Origin of the sequence: Guptibacillus sedimenti (genome assembly GCF_028610665.1) — a bacterium.
Lineage (GTDB): Bacteria > Bacillota > Bacilli > Bacillales > Guptibacillaceae > Guptibacillus > Guptibacillus sedimenti.
The window spans coordinates 19,174-35,217 of record NZ_JAQQWV010000013.1 but is presented as its reverse complement, the minus strand read 5'-3'; the positions used below and the strand labels follow the sequence as shown (position 1 = coordinate 35,217).

Here is a 16,044-nt window from a genome sequence, read left to right as displayed (position 1 = left end):
ATGCCGAACACGGAAGTTAAGCTCTTCAGCGCCGATGGTAGTTGGGGGATCTCCCCCTGCAAGAGTAGGACGTCGCTGGGCAATGATGAAAGGCGAGAGACCAAATGGTTTCTCGCTTTTTTTGTATTGATTAAGTCTTGAAAACTCGCAAGAGAAAAAAGCTTCATGTGAGACAATCAAAACTTCTTCGAAAGCTACGTAGGGGTGGGAGAAGCAAGAAATTTGAGGAAGCAAGTGATGTCAGACCGGAGTGGATATTTGGGAGATCCATGAGGATCTGGCAGCGCGCAGCTGGCGATCGCCGCTTATCGCGCCCCGTATGAGAACACAGAAGTTAAGCTCTAGCGCCGATGGTAGTTGGGGGATCTCCCCCTGCAAGAGTAGGACGTCGCTGGGCAAAGAAAGAAAGGCGAGAGACCAAATGGTTTCTCGCTTTTTTGTATGGTTTTATAGATGTTTCACTAGCTCAAATCTTTCATTCATGACGCTCGCGGAATTAATCTTAAATTCGCGGAAATATCATGCGAAAGCGCGGAATAAATCCGATTTTCGCGGAATTATTTGAAATACCGCGGAATAATAACGATAAAAACGTAATTCATCTCTATCAATATATAGCATTTATCTTTTTTGAAGAGAATAAATCGAAAATTTCGAACGCTATTTCTTGAAATTAACGCTTAGAAGACGTACAGTTAATGAAAAAGAATTTTATTTAATGGAAGGGGAAAATAAATGGATTTTCATTTCGATACAAAAGCCGTACGTTTTCCAAGAAAGCCGAAAGCCGATACAGCAAGTAAAGTCCAGCCGATTTATCAAACCTCTGCATTTGTGTTTGAGGATCTCGATGATTTGGAATCATTTTATGAAGGTAAAAAAGACTATTTGTACACACGCGTTAGTAATCCGAATACAGATGATCTAGGAATGGGTGTAGCAGACCTCGAGGGTGCTCCTAAGGGTATTGCGACTTCTTCGGGCTTATCTGCTATTCTTGCGGGGGTGCTTTCCGTTGTCAAAGCTGGCGATCACATTGTCGCATGTGAAGATCTTTACGGAGGAACCTATTCGCTTTTTCATGGAGAACTTCCTGACTTCGGAATAGAAGTCTCTTTTGTGGATTTTACAGACAAAGAAGAAATTGAGAGTGCGATACGACCAAATACGAAATTGCTTTATACTGAATCTGTCACAAACCCTCTATTAAGAGTCGAGGATTTGGACTTTCTGAAAAATCTTGGCCAAAAACATAAACTTGTTACTATGGTAGACAATACGTTTGCTACACCTTATCTTCTTCAGCCTTACCAACTAGGAATTGATCTTGTTGTACATAGTGCAACAAAATATATTGGCGGTCATAGTGATGTAACAGCAGGTGTACTAGTAGGAAGAGAAGATCTGATGGCCAAGGCAAAAGCCAAAGTGATTAACCTTGGAGCTAATCTTAGTCCATTTGAAGCATGGCTAGGTTGCCGTGGGTTAAAAACGATGAGTGTACGAATGGAACGTCACGTGAGGAATGCAGCTATCCTTGCAAGTGAATTAAAAAATATTAACGGGATTAAAAATGTTTATTATCCTGAATATGTAGCTGAAAGAGGTTCGGGAGCTATGGTTTCCATTGAGCTAGATGATGAAACCGATGTGAAAACATTCTTCAAGTCACTAGGATGGGTAAAGATTATACCGACTCTGGCAGGGTTAGATACAACGGTTTCTTATCCGATTGCTACTTCCCACAGAACAGTACCAGAAGATACTAGACAGAAGCTTGGAATCAATAAACAGCTCGTTCGCATTTCTGTAGGAATTGAAAACGAAAATGATATTGTTGATGCATTCAAAAATGCTGTAGAGAAATCCCTGTAACAGGGGTTTTTTTCTTTTGTTTCTAATGCTTGCATTCATTACATTTATCTGGTATAGTATTACTTGTGTCCATATGACATACTAATTCATGTCATAACATGCACAGCCTTATGAAGCAGGTGCAGTATATTTATACTTATATCGTCGCGGGGTGGAGCAACGAGCGTTACATCTACGAATCAACATCGAGTTGTTTCGACGGATACGCATCGAAGCATAACCTTGTAGAGGAAGAAACAGTGCACAGCCTTATGAAGCAGGTGCAACATATTTATATTTACATCGTCGCGGGGTGGAGCAGTTCGGTAGCTCGTTGGGCTCATAACCCAAAGGTCGCAGGTTCAAATCCTGCCCCCGCAACCAAAAATTTACCTACGTCGATTAATCTTCCTTGTTAAATTTTTATTGTAGTCCCTTTAGGGGCAACCTAAACTGATAACTTGGTATTATTTCTCACAATCGTAAGTGTACAGTGTTCAAACATTACATACTGGTCTCGTGGTGTAGCGGTTAACATGCCTGCCTGTCACGCAGGAGATCGCGGGTTCGATTCCCGTCGAGACCGCCATTTTTTCAAGAGCGATTGGATCGCTTTTTTTTTATACTTAAATTTATGTACCCTTCTAAATATCAGAAGAAAATATAAGTTTTTTGAAACAAATATGTGAATTTGTTGTCAAGTAAGATAAACTGATAGAAAAAGCACCTTAGGATGAAATTCCTAAGGTTTTTTTATAAAATAGAAAGAGAGATGAGTGTGGTGAAAGATGAATTTGCGTTTATTCAATCCATTACGCCAGCTTATACATTTCGAAAAGAATTGATTCAAGGAATTGGAGACGATGCGGCTCTTTATCACATTGAATCAGAATGGGATGAAATCGCCTGTACCGATACTATGGTCGAAGGCATCCATTTTAAGAAGAGTACGTTATCCCCTTTTCAAACCGGTCGAAAAGCGCTTGCTGTTAATATAAGTGATATTGCTGCAATGGGTGGTATTCCGATGTTTTATCTTGTATCGATTTCTGTGCCACAAACGGGATGGTCATCTAAACAGCTAAAAGAAATATACAAGGGGATTAAAGAGATCGGCGACCTTTATGAGATGGACATGATTGGTGGCGATACAGTATCTACGAGAGGCGATCTTCATATTGCTATTACTGTTATCGGTAAAGTCGAAAAAGGACGTAAACTTCTTAGGAGTAATGCGAAGGCAGGTGACGTCGTATTTCTTACTGGACCTGTGGGTGGTTCGGCTGCTGGACTTTCTTCATTACTTAAGGGTGAGGGCAGTGATGGAGCATATGTTCAGTTCCACCAGGATCCCCATCCTCGTGTCAAACAAGGGCGTATTCTCGCTAAGAGTGAATATCGCATTTCGTTAAACGACGTGAGTGACGGAATAGCAAGTGAGTCACACGAGATTGCAGAAGCAAGTGACGTTTCCATTGTCCTTAATCAAGACGCGATCCCGGCACCTGAAGGGTTTGAGGCATATTCCTCTTTCCAAAGGTTAGAATGGATGTTAAATGGCGGAGAAGATTATGAATTGATCGGCACTGTTGCGGAGGATGACTGGGCAAAAGTGGTAGAACTTTTTCAAGAACACCAGGAATCCATCTATAAAATTGGCCATGTAGAAGATAAAGGAACAAGTGTATGGATGAGTTATAAAGATCAAAAATTTAAATTGGACAAGAAGGGTTACAATCACTTCTCGTCTAAAGAATAGGTGATGAACATGAGTGGATATGCTTTCATCATGAAATCTCCAGAAGAAACGATGGCGTTTGGCAGGAAGCTTGCTGAGAAGCTAAAGCCAGGCTGTGTATTAACACTTGAAGGAGATTTAGGTGCTGGCAAGACAACCTTTACGAAGGGAATCGGAAAGGGGTTAGGGGTTACGAAAATAGTGAATAGCCCTACCTTTACGATTATAAAAGAATATGAAGGAAACATTCCTCTTTTTCACATGGATGCTTATCGTCTTGAAGAGAGTGATGAGGACCTTGGTTTTAGCGAATACTTTGAAGGAGAAGGCGTGACAGTAGTCGAATGGGCAAAATTCATTCAGGATATGCTGCCAGAACAGCTCCTCAGAGTAGAAATTTATCATCAAAGAGATTCAGAACGTCGGCTTATCTTAAGACCATTTGGTTCTTTCTATGAGTCGTTATGTAAGGAGTTGCAACATGAAAGTACTAGCCATTGATTCTTCGAACTACTGTATGGGTGTTTCCATTATGGTGGATGGCACAGTTGTCGGAGAACTGATAACAAATATAAAGAAAAACCATTCGGTTCGGTTAATGCCAGCTGTTGAGCAACTGTTAGAAGAAGTTCAGGTGAAGCCTGCTGACCTTGATCGAATCGTAGTGGCAAAAGGACCGGGTTCATATACAGGACTGCGCATTGGCATTAGCATTGCTAAGACGTTAGCGTGGACGTTATCCAAACCTCTTGTCGGAGTGTCTAGTTTAGAAGTACTGGCGCAGAATGGGCGTTATTTCTCTGGAGCCATCGTTCCATTTTTTGATGCAAGACGCGGACAAGTGTATATGAGTGTGTATAAAGCGAATGGAATAGAAGTTGAAAGAGAAACGGAAGATCAGATTGTGCTATTTGAAGAGTGGCTTCAGGAAAATAAAGATCGATATGAGCGTTTTTTATTTATTAGCGGAGATCTAACTATGCACAAAGAAGGAATTGAAGCAATATTAGGTGACAAAGCAGTGTTCGCACCCTCGAGTAGTTTAAATGCTAGGCCTGCTGATCTTGCAAGGTTAGGGGCAAGTCATGAACCGGTGGAAGATGTTCATCAGTTTACACCAAACTATGTAAGAATGGCTGAAGCTGAAGCAAAGTGGCTAGCTTCACAGAAAAAGTAGGGGATTTGCGATGAATGATACGGTATCGTTTCGATCGATGACCATTGAAGATATTGAGGCTGTGATGCGGATTGAGCACGCAACTTTTCCAACACCATGGAGCAGATCTGCTTTTTATAATGAAATCGTCATAAATCATTTCGCGACTTATCTTCTACTGGAAGTTGGAGAAGAAGTAGCAGGCTATTGCGGGGTATGGGTCATTATTGATGAGGCGCATATTACGAATATCGCTCTTCATCCAGAGTATCGTGGGATGAAACTAGGAGAAGCGCTCCTAAACAAAGCAATTCATTTTGCAAAATCACGCGGGGCATTAAAAATAACGCTTGAGGTTCGCGTGTCGAATATCGTAGCGCAAAATCTATATCGGAAATTTGGTTTTGAAGAAGGCGGCATTCGCAAAAATTATTACACAGATAATCAAGAGGATGCGCTAGTAATGTGGGTGAATTTAAATGGAAAATAAACATGAAATTATTTTAGGAATTGAAACAAGCTGCGATGAAACAGCAGTTGCGATCGTAAAAGATGGGAAAGAAGTATTAGCGAACGTGGTGGCGTCTCAGATTGAAAGTCATAAACGTTTTGGAGGCGTCGTCCCTGAAATTGCTTCAAGGCATCATGTGGAGCAAATGACATTGATTCTTGAAGAAGCTTTAAATGAAGCAGGACTTACAATGGATGAGATTGATGGCATTGCTGTGACAGAGGGACCTGGACTTGTGGGAGCACTCTTAATCGGTGTAAATACAGCAAAAGCGCTAGCTTTCGCTCACCAGAAGCCACTAATCGGTACTCATCATATTGCAGGGCATATTTATGCCAATCAGCTTGTAGCAGAGTTAACTTATCCACTGCTAGCGCTGGTAGTGTCTGGTGGACATACGGAGCTTGTTTATATGCCGTCTGAAGGTGAGTTTGAGGTAATCGGTGAAACACGTGATGACGCAGCTGGAGAAGCTTATGATAAAGTCGCAAGAACGCTACAGCTTCCTTACCCTGGAGGACCACATATTGATCGGTTGGCAGCAGAAGGAGAACCATCAGTTCCACTGCCTCGTGCCTGGCTTGAAAAAGGGTCATATGATTTTAGCTTTAGTGGTTTGAAATCGGCGGTTATTAACACTGTTCATAACGCGAAACAACGTAACGAAGAACTGAAACCGGGGGATCTTGCGGCAAGTTTTCAGGCTTCTGTTGTCGAAGTACTGGTTACGAAAACGTTGCGAGCGGCTGAAGAGTATGACGTGAAACAAGTTCTTCTTGCTGGTGGTGTAGCAGCAAACAAAGGCCTAAGAGGTTCTTTAATAGAAGCTTTTGAAGGCAGCGGTAGAGAGCTTGTGATTCCACCATTGTATTATTGTACGGATAATGCTGCGATGATTGCAGCTGCTGGAACGATCGCTTATCGAAAAGGAAAACGTTCTAGCCTTCAACTTAACGCAAATCCGGGATTAGAACTGGGAATCTAATCCCGGTTTTTTTGTTATAAAGCATCTAATTGTCGTTTGGGTTGAATGTGAAAGAGGATGTTAATAAGAACAGTTATCAACAACCAAGTGAATAGTGTGGACATTATAAGAGAAAGCTTAATCCAATGAGGTTCTCTTGAATTGTGGATAACTAGTTAGTGTCTTGTTGATAATGTTAATAATTTTTAGAAAATGAGGTTTGTCAGCTATTCAATTGTGCATAAGTGTGTGGATAGTGTGAATATGTCGGAAAATTCTTGCCTAATAAAAAAACAGTCCACAGTGGACTGTTTTTTATTAGGCTTCCTGTAATTGTTCCCATTCTTCCATGAGTATTTCCGTCACATGCCGCAAATGATCCATTTCTTCATTTAACTTCATTACTTTTTCATGATCTTCGAAGACGTCTGGAATACATAGCTCTTCTTCGATTGCAGCAATGCGTAATTCAGCGTCATCCACTTCTTTTTCAATCTCTTCAATTCGTCGGAGCATTTGACGTTCTTGGCGTTTTGTTTCTTTATCTTGCTTAAAGCTAGATTTACCAGATGAAAGAGATTGAGTAACTTCATTATTTTGTTGTTCAAGCGCTGCAAGTTCAGCAAGTTCCTGCTTTTTTTCAATATAATAATCATAGTCACCTAGATAAGGTGTAACACCATCCGTTGAAAGTTCGATAACACGCGTTGCGATTCTGTTAATAAAGTATCGATCATGTGAGACAAATAGGATTGTACCTGGGAACTGAATCAGCGCGTCTTCCAGTATTTCTTTGCTATCAAGGTCAAGATGGTTTGTTGGCTCATCCAGAATGAGAAGATTGGATTTCTTCATCATTAATTTGGAGAGAGCAAGGCGGCCTTTTTCGCCACCACTTAAATCAGAAACGTTCTTCAACACATCATCGCCGGTAAATAAGAAGCGACCCAGTACGGCGCGAATATCCTTCTCATCAGTAAGAGGGAAATCATCCCAAAGTTCTTTTAAAACGGTCTTGTTCGAGTGGAGATTGGTTTGTTCTTGGTCATAAAAACCGATTTGAACATTGCTTCCGTAATGAATATCGCCATCGAGTAGTGTCTCCCCTGATACGATTGCTTTTAGCAATGTTGATTTCCCTATTCCGTTCGGACCTACAAGAGCGACACTTTCTTGTCGCTTTAAATCAAATGTTAGGTTATCGTTTATGACATTGTTAGGGTATCCGATGGATAATTCTCTCAGTGTTAGGACATCGTTACCTGTCTGTTTATCAATACCAAATGTAATGTTGGCTGATTTTTCATCGCCTTTAGGCTTATCAAGACGTTCCATCCGATCGAGTTGTTTGCGACGACTTTGTGCACGTTTCGTTGTTGAAGCGCGCACAATGTTTTTCGCAACAAAGTCTTCTAGCTTCGCAATTTCTTTTTGTTGTTTCTCAAACTCCTTAAGTTGCTGCTCATAACGCTGTTCTTTTTCATCAAGATAGTAACTATAGTTACCTTCAAAACGTTCCGCACGGTGTCTAGAAATCTCGTACACTTTAGTTACAATTTTATCGAGGAAATAACGATCGTGAGAGACAATTAATAAGGCACCAGAATAGTTTTGAAGGTAGCCTTCAAGCCATGTAAGTGTTTCAATATCTAGATGGTTTGTCGGTTCATCTAGAATAAGTAGCTCAGGTTTTGTAAGCAAAAGCTTTCCGAGAGCGAGTCGTGTCTTTTGTCCACCGCTAAGCGTTGAGATTTTTGTACTGTAATCAAAATCTTTAAAGTTAAGTCCGTGTAATACGGTACGAATGTCTGCTTCGTACTTATAACCACCTTGATCTTTAAAGGCAACTTGAAGCTCATCATATTCTTTTAAAATTCGCTCGTATTCAATCTGATTTTCGTAAACTTTTGGATTACCCATCTTTTGTTCATATTGCCTAAGTTCTAATTCCATCTTTTGAAATCTTTCAAAGACGCTTAGCATTTCATCCCAGATCGAAAGTCCAGATTCGAGTCCAGTGTCTTGCGCCATATAACCAACAGCTACATCTTTTGGTTTAATAATATCGCCTGAATCATATGAAAGTTGCCCGGTTATCATCTTTAGCAGAGTAGATTTACCAGCGCCGTTCCGCCCTACAAGCGCAACGCGGTCTCGTGATTGTACTTCTAATTTAATATTCGATAAAATGGTATCAGCACCAAATGATTTAGTGAGTCCATTTACTTGCAATACGATCATGTTCGTTCACCTCTATTTCCTTCCTTATATCCGTGAAAAGCGGGTTGTAAGGATAAGCTGATCTCCTCGTGTATCACCGATCGTTCGGCATTATCCGACGTTCCCTTAAGTTTACCGCAGAGAGGACAAGCTGAGCAACTAAACGAATGTTCATGACTTAACAAAAAAAGTCATCAAAAAAACAGCAAAATCGCAAGAAATGGTGTATAGTCACAAGTAGCAGCAATATCCTTCAATCATCTCAGTATGAGGAAAGGGGCAAACATGAGTTCATTTACTCACTTTAATGAAGAAGGCCGAGCAAGAATGGTCGATATTACTGATAAAACTCCCTCTGTTCGAACGGCTACCGCACGTACGAGCGTTCAGGTGAGTGAACCAATTTATTCAGGTATCCAAGCGGGAACGATGAAAAAAGGCGATGTACTTCAAGTCGCTCAAATTGCCGGCATTATGGCAGCAAAAAAAACATCTGATCTCATCCCTATGTGTCATCCGATAGCGCTTTCTGGCGTTGACCTTCATTTTGACTGGCAGGATCATTCCCCATCTTATGAGCTGATCATCGAGGCTCATGTGAAAACGAGCGGGAGTACTGGCGTTGAAATGGAAGCGCTGACGGCAGCATCCGCGGCGGCACTAACTGTTTATGATATGTGCAAAGCGGTGGATAAAGGCATCGTTATCGGGGAAACCTATCTTGTTACGAAAACAGGAGGTAAAAGCGGGGATTATACGCGCGAATAAGGTGACGATGGAGCGCGGAGATCAATATGGAGGTAGTGTATGGATATTGATCAAACAAAAATTCCGCAGGCGACAGCAAAAAGACTGCCGCTCTATTATCGATATTTAAAAAATCTAAGTGCATCTGGAAAACAGCGTGTTTCCTCAGCAGAACTTAGTGATGCCATTAAGGTAGACTCCGCTACAATCCGCAGAGATTTCAGCTATTTTGGTGCTCTTGGTAAAAAAGGGTATGGGTACAACGTCCATTATTTGTTATCCTTTTTTAGTAAGACCCTTGATCAGGATGAAACGACTAAGGTTGCGCTGATTGGCGTAGGTAATCTTGGAACTGCCTTTCTACATTACAATTTTATAAAAAATAATAATACAAAAATTGAGCTCGCTTTTGATGCTGATTCCGAAAAAGTCGGACAGGAAATTGGCGGAGTACCCGTTTATCATATTGATGAATTTCAAAAGCGACTTAAAGAAAATGACGTATCAGTTGTTATTTTAACTGTCCCTGTCCATGTCGCTCAGTCAATTGCCGATCAAATGGATGAGACAGGCATCAAAGGAATATTAAATTTTACCCCAGCTCGTTTAACAGTTCCGGATCATATACGAGTGCATCATATTGATCTAGCAGTCGAATTACAAGCACTCGTCTATTTCATGAAGCATTATCCAGTATAACGACATGATAAGGAGGTGACACGCATGGGAATGGGTGGCGCAAGTATCGCATTAGTTGCCGTGGTTGCTTTGATAATATTCGGACCGAAGAAATTACCTGAGCTAGGTAAAGCAGCAGGTAACACGCTTCGTGAGTTTAAAAACGCAACAAAAGGTTTAGCGGATGATGACGATGAACCAAATGATAAGAAAAATAACGACAAGTAATCGGTTAGGACGGATAGTGAATGGAGGATCAGAAGCAATCCATCTATGATCATTTAGAGGAATTAAGAAAACGGGTTATTATTACTGTCGTTTTCTTAATTCTTTCCTTTATTGCGGGGCTGTTTCTGGCTAAGCCAGTCATTGTGTTCCTGCAGCATGCTCCTGAAGCGCAGGGTATACCGATGAACGCGTTTCATCTGACTGACCCATTAAAAGTGTATTTCAGCTTCGCCTTTTTAATTGCTTTTATTATGACATCACCACTAGCGCTCTACCAGCTCTGGGCGTTTATATCACCCGGCTTGTTTGAACATGAACGCAAAGTAACATTATCTTATATACCAGCGGTGTTCATTTTATTTCTTGGCGGCGTTTCCTTTTCCTATTTTGTACTCTTTCCATTTGTGATCGATTTTGTGGGGAACCTTGCACAAAGCCTAAACATTCAAGAGATGTATGGAGCGAATCAATATTTTAGCTTCTTGTTTCAGTTAACACTGCCTTTTGGATTTGTCTTTCAGTTGCCTGTCATCGTTCTTTTCTTTACAAGGCTTGGTATGTTAAATCCAGCAATGCTTGTACAGATTAGAAAGTATGCGTACTTTGTCCTTCTCGTTATAGCGGGGATGATTACACCACCTGAAATTATTTCACATCTTATGGTAACTGTACCGCTTTTACTACTTTACGAATTTAGTATTATTGTGTCCCGATATGGTTATCGGAAGAGGTTACAGGCTGAAGCAAAAAGAATTCTTGAGGAAGCTCAGGAAGAAGGAAATCAATAAATGCAAAACAAAAAGCGGTAGGAATTCCTACCGCTTTTTGTTTTCATCTTTTTTCTTAAGTTGTGTGATCCGTTTTCTAAGGACGAAAAAACGAATGGCATATACGAAATCCACTGTGGCAAGAACCATCAGTAGAATTGTATAAAAGCTCCACATTTCGCCGTTACTACTAGCACTTTGGATCGCAAGGTACGTAAAGAGCGACCCGAGTCCTAGATAGAAAAAACCCATAATAGTTGGTGAGAGTTTCATGAAAAGAGTCCTCCAATAAACGATTGCGTCTGATTAAGCTGCTTTTCCATCTCCATAATATCATCAGCAAAATAGACGTTAATTAACACAACAAATGTATTCATTGTCATGTGTGCAATAATCGGTACGATCAGACGCTTTGTTTTCACATATAGAAAGGCAAAGGTTAGACCCATTGCTGTATAGATGAGTATGTGGGAAAAGTCAAAGTGAATCGCTGCAAATATAACTGAGCTAAGAATGCCGGCGATCCAGAAGTTAAATCGTTTGTATAATGATCCGAAAATAACTTTTCGAAAAACGATTTCTTCAAGAATTGGTCCAATAATGGACGTTACAATGATAAAAATAGGGGAAGCCTTTGCCACTTCAATAAGCATTTCTGTGTTCTCAGAACCAGGATCAATGCCAAATACATTCATCTCGATCATAGCTGCAATAATTTGGGAAGCATAGGCCATAAATACGCCTAGCACACTCCAGCCGACTGCCTGGCCAGGTGAAACGCGAGCAGAGCGTTCAAATGGAACATCAGGAGTGGAGCGTAGAAGAAACAACATAATAATTAGGGCAGTAAGAAAACTAAAAACTGACCAGGTAACAATGGGATCAGCGACGTTAAGTTGCTGAAGTAAAGGAACGCCTACAACCCCTGAAAGCTGCATGACAATATAGGTAATCAGTATAGTCCAATAGTGTTTGGCCAAGAATCATTACTCCTTTAAATGGTTTGCATGCCTTATAAGGCACTTGCATACTCGTACTAGTTTAACACACTTTGAAAAGGGAATGCCGTTCATAAGACTTCATAAATTGTTTAGAACCGTTAAAGCGAAACTTATCGAAAAGCAGGCCAGAAGTCTTAGTATTTTATGTCAGATCGTGACGAGTAGGTAAGAAAAGAAAAAACTGAAAAAAAAATCAACTTTACTACTTGCAAAAGGATACTGAATTATTTATTATATACATGTGTTAGCACTCGATGATGGTGAGTGCTAAAAACGAATCAAACCATAATTTCCATCTGAGGAGGGTGTTTGAGTTGTTAAAGCCTTTAGGTGATCGAGTAGTCATCGAACCAATTCAATTAGAAGAAAAAACGTCTAGTGGGATCGTGCTTCCGGATTCTGCGAAAGAAAAGCCACAAGAAGGTCGCGTCGTATCTGTAGGTAGCGGTGCACTAACTGATGGTGGAGAGCGTGTTGCGCTTGAAGTATCAGAAGGCGATGCTGTTATTTACAGTAAATACGCTGGTACTGAAGTAAAGTATGACGGTAAAGAGTATCTAATCCTTCGTGAGAATGACATTCTTGCAGTTGTAGGTAAGTAAACACAAAAATAAAAGCACTACATACATTTAGGAGGGTAACAAATGGCAAAAGATATTAAGTTCAGTGAAGAAGCCCGTCGCGCAATGCTTCGCGGTGTTGATTCTCTTGCGAACGCAGTTAAAGTTACACTCGGACCAAAAGGACGTAACGTTGTCCTCGAGAAGAAATTCGGATCTCCACTTATCACGAATGATGGTGTAACGATCGCGAAAGAAATCGAGCTTGAAGATGCATTCGAAAATATGGGTGCGAAGCTAGTAGCAGAAGTAGCGAGCAAAACGAACGATGTTGCCGGTGACGGTACAACAACTGCAACCGTTCTTGCACAAGCTATGGTACGCGAAGGTCTTAAAAACGTAGCATCTGGTGCGAACCCAATGGTTATCCGTAAAGGTATCGAGAAAGCTACGAGAGCTGCTGTTGAAGAGCTCAAAAACATTTCTAAGCCAATCGAAGGCAAAGAGTCAATCGCACAGGTTGCGTCTATCTCTGCTGCTGACGAAGAAGTAGGTCAATTGATCGCTGAAGCAATGGAGCGCGTTGGTAACGACGGCGTTATCACTGTTGAAGAATCAAAAGGATTTGCTACTGAGCTTGAAGTAGTAGAAGGTATGCAGTTCGACCGTGGATATGCATCTCCATACATGGTAACAGATTCCGACAAAATGGAAGCTGTTCTAGAAGATCCTTACATCCTTATTACGGATAAGAAGATCGCTAGTATTCAAGATGTACTTCCTGTACTTGAGCAAGTTGTTCAACAAGGTAAACCACTTCTTATGATTGCTGAAGACGTTGAAGGTGAAGCTCTTGCAACACTCGTTGTGAACAAGCTTCGCGGAACGTTTAATGCAGTAGCTGTTAAAGCTCCTGGCTTCGGTGATCGTCGTAAAGCGATGCTTGAAGACATCGGTACACTAACTGGCGCTGAAGTGATCACTGAAGATCTTGGTCTTGACCTTAAACAAGCGAACATCACTCAGCTTGGTCGCGCTTCTAAAGTTGTTGTAACGAAAGAAAATACAACAATCGTTGAAGGCTCTGGCGAAACAGACAAGATTGCTGGTCGCGTAAACCAAATCAAAGCTCAGCTAGAAGAAACAACTTCTGAGTTCGATAAAGAAAAGCTTCAAGAACGTCTTGCTAAACTTGCTGGCGGCGTAGCTGTCATTAAAGTTGGTGCGGCAACTGAAACTGAATTGAAAGAGCGTAAACTTCGCATTGAAGATGCTCTTAACTCAACTCGCGCAGCGGTTGAAGAAGGAATTGTATCCGGTGGTGGTACAGCACTAGTGAACGTCGTTAAGGCTGTTCAAGCTGTTGAAGCTACTGGTGACGAAGCTACTGGCGTTAAGATTGTTCTTCGTGCTCTTGAAGAGCCAATCCGTCAGATCTCTCACAACGCTGGTCTTGAAGGATCTGTTGTGGTTGAACGCCTTAAAGGCGAGAAAATCGGTATTGGCTTCAACGCCCTTACTGGTGAATGGGTAAACATGGTTGACGCTGGTATCGTTGACCCAACTAAAGTAACTCGTTCTGCTCTACAAAATGCAGCATCTGTATCTGCAATGCTTCTTACAACAGAAGCAGTTATCGCTGATAAGCCTGAGGAAAATGCAGGCGGCGGCATGCCTGATATGGGCGGCATGGGTGGAATGGGCGGTATGGGCGGCATGATGTAATTCATGCTCCCATCTGCTCAGAATATCTGAGTGAATGAAAAGCTTCCTCCAGTTTTAGGACTGGGGGGAGCTTTTTTATGTTTTATGTGCATTAAATGTGAGAAGGAATAAATCACATCCTATTCTGTCTATATAACAAAAAACACTTGTAACAGTAAGTCTATCAGTATAAAATAAAACAACAGGTCATCTGATGACTTGTTGTTTTATCACCTCAACTGAAAGCGCTAACAAATGTGAAACTATGTAAACGGAGGAATGTTGATGTTACTACTTGTTGCTTTAAGTGCCATTTTAGCCCCATTTATCTTTTTAGTGCTCCTTCGAATGCCTGCTAAGAAAGGAATGTTCTTCAGTTCGTTAATTGTTATTATTTTAGCTTTTTTTGTTTGGGGAGTAGAGGGAGAGGTTATAGTTGCATCTGTTTTGGAAGGATCGCATAAGGCGTTAACCATCTTATTTATTTTGTTCGGTGCGATCGTTTTATTAAATACACTTCGTCATACAGGTGCTGTGAATCGAATTAATCAAGGGTTTCGAAATATATCAACAGACATGCGAGTGCAAAATGTTATCGTGGCTTTTTTATTCGGTGCATTAATCGAGGGTGCTGCAGGATTTGGTACTCCAGCGGCGCTCACCGGACCGCTGTTAGTAGCGTTAGGTTTTACCCCAATGGCAGCAGCGGCAATTGCTCTCATTGCAGATAGTTCAGCGGTATCTTATGGTGCTGTCGGTACGCCAATTCAAGTGGGACTTAGTAATCTACCAGACGCAGGTTTATCTTTTTATCAAGATATCGGTGTTCAAATTGCTTTCTTCGATTTATTTGCGGGTACCTTCATTCCGTTTATATTAGTCGTTGTTCTAACCGTTTTTTTTGGTAAGAAGAAGAGTTGGAAAGATGCAATTGAAATGCTCCCTTGGACATTATTGATCGGAATTACTTATACGTCTTCTGCTTATCTCTATGCTGTATTGTTCGGTCACGAGTTTGTTGCCATCTTAGCTTCTCTTACCGGGTTAGTCGTAGCGACACTCACGGCAAAGAAAGGTTTTTTGCTTCCGAGATCTTCATGGCAAGAAGCACTTCAAGAAGATTTTGTTATTGACGAAAAAGGCTCCAAGATGGGCTTAGCATCAGCGTGGTCTCCTTACTTGATTATTGTTGCGCTATTGTTAATGACTCGAATTGTGCCTGCCGTAAAAGACTTTACGTTAAGTTGGGTGGACTTGACGTGGACGAATATTTTAGGTGTTGAAGGCATTACTTCCAAGTGGCAAGTATTGTATTCACCGGGAACTGTGCTCGTACTTGCAACGATTTTAGCGGTACTCATTCAACGAAAATCATTCCGGAATTTTTCAGCTGCTGCAAAGGAATCAATTATATCGATGAAAGATGCAGCGTTAGCTTTAATCGCCACATTGGCTCTTGTGCAAGTGTTTACAAATTCAGGAATGAATATGAACGATCTGATGAGCATGCCTCAATACATAGCTCAAACCTTGGCGAGTGGGTTTGGTTCCATGTGGGTGCTCGCAGCTCCATTTCTTGGAGAATTGGGAGCGTTTATTACAGGGAGTGCGACAGTATCGACACTCACGTTTTCTCCCATTCAATATAGCATTGCGAAAGAGACGGGACTCGCAAAGGATACAATTCTATCGCTTCAAGTTATTGGGGCTGCCGCTGGTAATATGATTTGTGTTCATAACGTTGTTGCAGCAGGAACTGTGGTTGGACTTTCTGGAAAAGAGGGAGATATTATTCGAAAAACGATTTTACCAGCCTTGCTATACGGACTTCTCGTAGGGGTAGCTGCTTTATTCATGACAGTACTGTTTTAATTGCTTCATCACTTTTCCAATTCTTTTATTTAGAGTAAAATAAA

At 41.1% G+C, this 16,044-nt stretch carries 16 protein-coding genes, 2 tRNA genes and 1 rRNA gene; 16 read left to right on the top strand and 3 right to left on the bottom strand.

Annotated features, from left to right (window positions below; genetic code table 11):
• The 9 genes from rrf to tsaD form a co-directional block, all read left to right on the top strand.
• A 5S ribosomal RNA gene (gene rrf / locus PQ578_RS22540) occupies positions 1-81 on the top strand; the annotation flags it as partial.
• Positions 82-735: 654 nt separating this feature from the next.
• On the top strand, positions 736-1,875 hold the full coding sequence (locus PQ578_RS21860; RefSeq protein WP_273837265.1) for a trans-sulfuration enzyme family protein: 1,140 nt from the start codon (positions 736-738) through the stop codon (positions 1,873-1,875).
• A 286-nt stretch (positions 1,876-2,161) separates the two neighbouring features.
• Positions 2,162-2,238, top strand: a tRNA-Met gene (locus PQ578_RS21855).
• A 129-nt stretch (positions 2,239-2,367) separates the two neighbouring features.
• A tRNA-Asp gene (locus PQ578_RS21850) sits at positions 2,368-2,443 on the top strand.
• A gap of 189 nt (positions 2,444-2,632) precedes the next feature.
• Positions 2,633-3,613, top strand: a complete 981-nt coding sequence (thiL, locus tag PQ578_RS21845; protein ID WP_420541614.1) for a thiamine-phosphate kinase — start codon at positions 2,633-2,635, stop codon at positions 3,611-3,613.
• 9 nt (positions 3,614-3,622) lie between these two features.
• Positions 3,623-4,093 (top strand): tRNA (adenosine(37)-N6)-threonylcarbamoyltransferase complex ATPase subunit type 1 TsaE, encoded by a 471-nt coding sequence (gene tsaE / locus PQ578_RS21840; RefSeq protein WP_273837259.1) that lies wholly within the window; start codon positions 3,623-3,625, stop codon positions 4,091-4,093.
• Positions 4,074-4,769, top strand: coding sequence for a tRNA (adenosine(37)-N6)-threonylcarbamoyltransferase complex dimerization subunit type 1 TsaB (tsaB, locus tag PQ578_RS21835; protein WP_273837258.1), 696 nt, complete (start codon positions 4,074-4,076; stop codon positions 4,767-4,769). The genes tsaE and tsaB overlap by 20 nt, the downstream gene beginning before the upstream one ends.
• Before the next feature lie 10 nt (positions 4,770-4,779).
• Positions 4,780-5,238, top strand: a complete 459-nt coding sequence (gene rimI, locus PQ578_RS21830) for a ribosomal protein S18-alanine N-acetyltransferase (protein ID WP_224885379.1) — start codon at positions 4,780-4,782, stop codon at positions 5,236-5,238.
• Complete coding sequence (tsaD, locus tag PQ578_RS21825) at positions 5,228-6,244, top strand: tRNA (adenosine(37)-N6)-threonylcarbamoyltransferase complex transferase subunit TsaD (protein WP_273837255.1); 1,017 nt, start codon at positions 5,228-5,230, stop codon at positions 6,242-6,244. Before rimI ends, tsaD begins: the two co-directional genes overlap by 11 nt.
• Before the next feature lie 297 nt (positions 6,245-6,541).
• On the opposite strand, the gene PQ578_RS21820 is transcribed toward tsaD, so the two are convergent.
• A complete protein-coding gene (locus PQ578_RS21820; RefSeq protein ID WP_273837253.1) occupies positions 6,542-8,464 on the bottom strand; it encodes an ABC-F family ATP-binding cassette domain-containing protein in 1,923 nt (640 codons plus the stop codon).
• Between the two features lie 264 nt (positions 8,465-8,728).
• Between PQ578_RS21820 and moaC the strand changes: the two genes are divergently transcribed.
• Genes moaC through tatC form a run of 4 tightly spaced genes read left to right on the top strand, consistent with a single transcriptional unit; the run spans position 8,729 to position 10,884 of the window.
• Complete coding sequence (moaC, locus tag PQ578_RS21815) at positions 8,729-9,211, top strand: cyclic pyranopterin monophosphate synthase MoaC (protein ID WP_159780909.1); 483 nt, start codon at positions 8,729-8,731, stop codon at positions 9,209-9,211.
• 45 nt (positions 9,212-9,256) lie between these two features.
• Complete coding sequence (locus PQ578_RS21810) at positions 9,257-9,889, top strand: redox-sensing transcriptional repressor Rex (RefSeq protein ID WP_226660152.1); 633 nt, start codon at positions 9,257-9,259, stop codon at positions 9,887-9,889.
• Positions 9,890-9,913: 24 nt separating this feature from the next.
• Positions 9,914-10,096, top strand: coding sequence for a twin-arginine translocase TatA/TatE family subunit (locus PQ578_RS21805; RefSeq protein ID WP_048313069.1), 183 nt, complete (start codon positions 9,914-9,916; stop codon positions 10,094-10,096).
• Between the two features lie 20 nt (positions 10,097-10,116).
• Positions 10,117-10,884, top strand: a complete 768-nt coding sequence (gene tatC, locus PQ578_RS21800; protein ID WP_273837248.1) for a twin-arginine translocase subunit TatC — start codon at positions 10,117-10,119, stop codon at positions 10,882-10,884.
• 27 nt (positions 10,885-10,911) lie between these two features.
• On the opposite strand, the gene PQ578_RS21795 is transcribed toward tatC, so the two are convergent.
• Positions 10,912-11,136, bottom strand: a complete 225-nt coding sequence (locus PQ578_RS21795) for a YdiK family protein (RefSeq protein ID WP_159780912.1) — start codon at positions 11,134-11,136, stop codon at positions 10,912-10,914.
• Positions 11,133-11,843: a CPBP family intramembrane glutamic endopeptidase gene (locus PQ578_RS21790; RefSeq protein WP_160921751.1), complete on the bottom strand. Its 711-nt coding sequence runs from the start codon at positions 11,841-11,843 to the stop codon at positions 11,133-11,135. Before PQ578_RS21790 ends, PQ578_RS21795 begins: the two co-directional genes overlap by 4 nt.
• Before the next feature lie 335 nt (positions 11,844-12,178).
• Here PQ578_RS21790 and groES point away from each other — a divergent pair, with 335 nt between their 5' ends.
• The 3 genes from groES to PQ578_RS21775 all read left to right on the top strand — a co-directional run bounded on the left by groES (position 12,179) and on the right by PQ578_RS21775 (position 16,000).
• Positions 12,179-12,466 (top strand): co-chaperone GroES, encoded by a 288-nt coding sequence (groES, locus tag PQ578_RS21785; protein ID WP_048313430.1) that lies wholly within the window; start codon positions 12,179-12,181, stop codon positions 12,464-12,466.
• 42 nt (positions 12,467-12,508) lie between these two features.
• A complete protein-coding gene (groL, locus tag PQ578_RS21780) occupies positions 12,509-14,149 on the top strand; it encodes a chaperonin GroEL (protein WP_165999286.1) in 1,641 nt (546 codons plus the stop codon).
• A 264-nt stretch (positions 14,150-14,413) separates the two neighbouring features.
• The gene (locus PQ578_RS21775) at positions 14,414-16,000 is read left to right on the top strand and encodes an L-lactate permease (RefSeq protein ID WP_273837242.1); all 1,587 of its coding nucleotides are present in this window, start codon (positions 14,414-14,416) and stop codon (positions 15,998-16,000) included.
• Positions 16,001-16,044 lie beyond the last annotated feature (44 nt).

Coding starts and splice junctions, on each gene's coding strand:
- PQ578_RS21795 (WP_159780912.1), bottom strand. CDS start 11,136: ATGAAACTCTCACCAACTATTATGGGTTTTTTCTATCTAGGACTCGGG.
- PQ578_RS21860 (WP_273837265.1), top strand. CDS start 736: ATGGATTTTCATTTCGATACAAAAGCCGTACGTTTTCCAAGAAAGCCG.
- tsaE (WP_273837259.1), top strand. CDS start 3,623: ATGAGTGGATATGCTTTCATCATGAAATCTCCAGAAGAAACGATGGCG.
- PQ578_RS21775 (WP_273837242.1), top strand. CDS start 14,414: ATGTTACTACTTGTTGCTTTAAGTGCCATTTTAGCCCCATTTATCTTT.
- rimI (WP_224885379.1), top strand. CDS start 4,780: ATGAATGATACGGTATCGTTTCGATCGATGACCATTGAAGATATTGAG.
- groL (WP_165999286.1), top strand. CDS start 12,509: ATGGCAAAAGATATTAAGTTCAGTGAAGAAGCCCGTCGCGCAATGCTT.
- tsaD (WP_273837255.1), top strand. CDS start 5,228: ATGGAAAATAAACATGAAATTATTTTAGGAATTGAAACAAGCTGCGAT.
- PQ578_RS21820 (WP_273837253.1), bottom strand. CDS start 8,464: ATGATCGTATTGCAAGTAAATGGACTCACTAAATCATTTGGTGCTGAT.
- PQ578_RS21805 (WP_048313069.1), top strand. CDS start 9,914: ATGGGAATGGGTGGCGCAAGTATCGCATTAGTTGCCGTGGTTGCTTTG.
- moaC (WP_159780909.1), top strand. CDS start 8,729: ATGAGTTCATTTACTCACTTTAATGAAGAAGGCCGAGCAAGAATGGTC.
- tsaB (WP_273837258.1), top strand. CDS start 4,074: ATGAAAGTACTAGCCATTGATTCTTCGAACTACTGTATGGGTGTTTCC.
- tatC (WP_273837248.1), top strand. CDS start 10,117: ATGGAGGATCAGAAGCAATCCATCTATGATCATTTAGAGGAATTAAGA.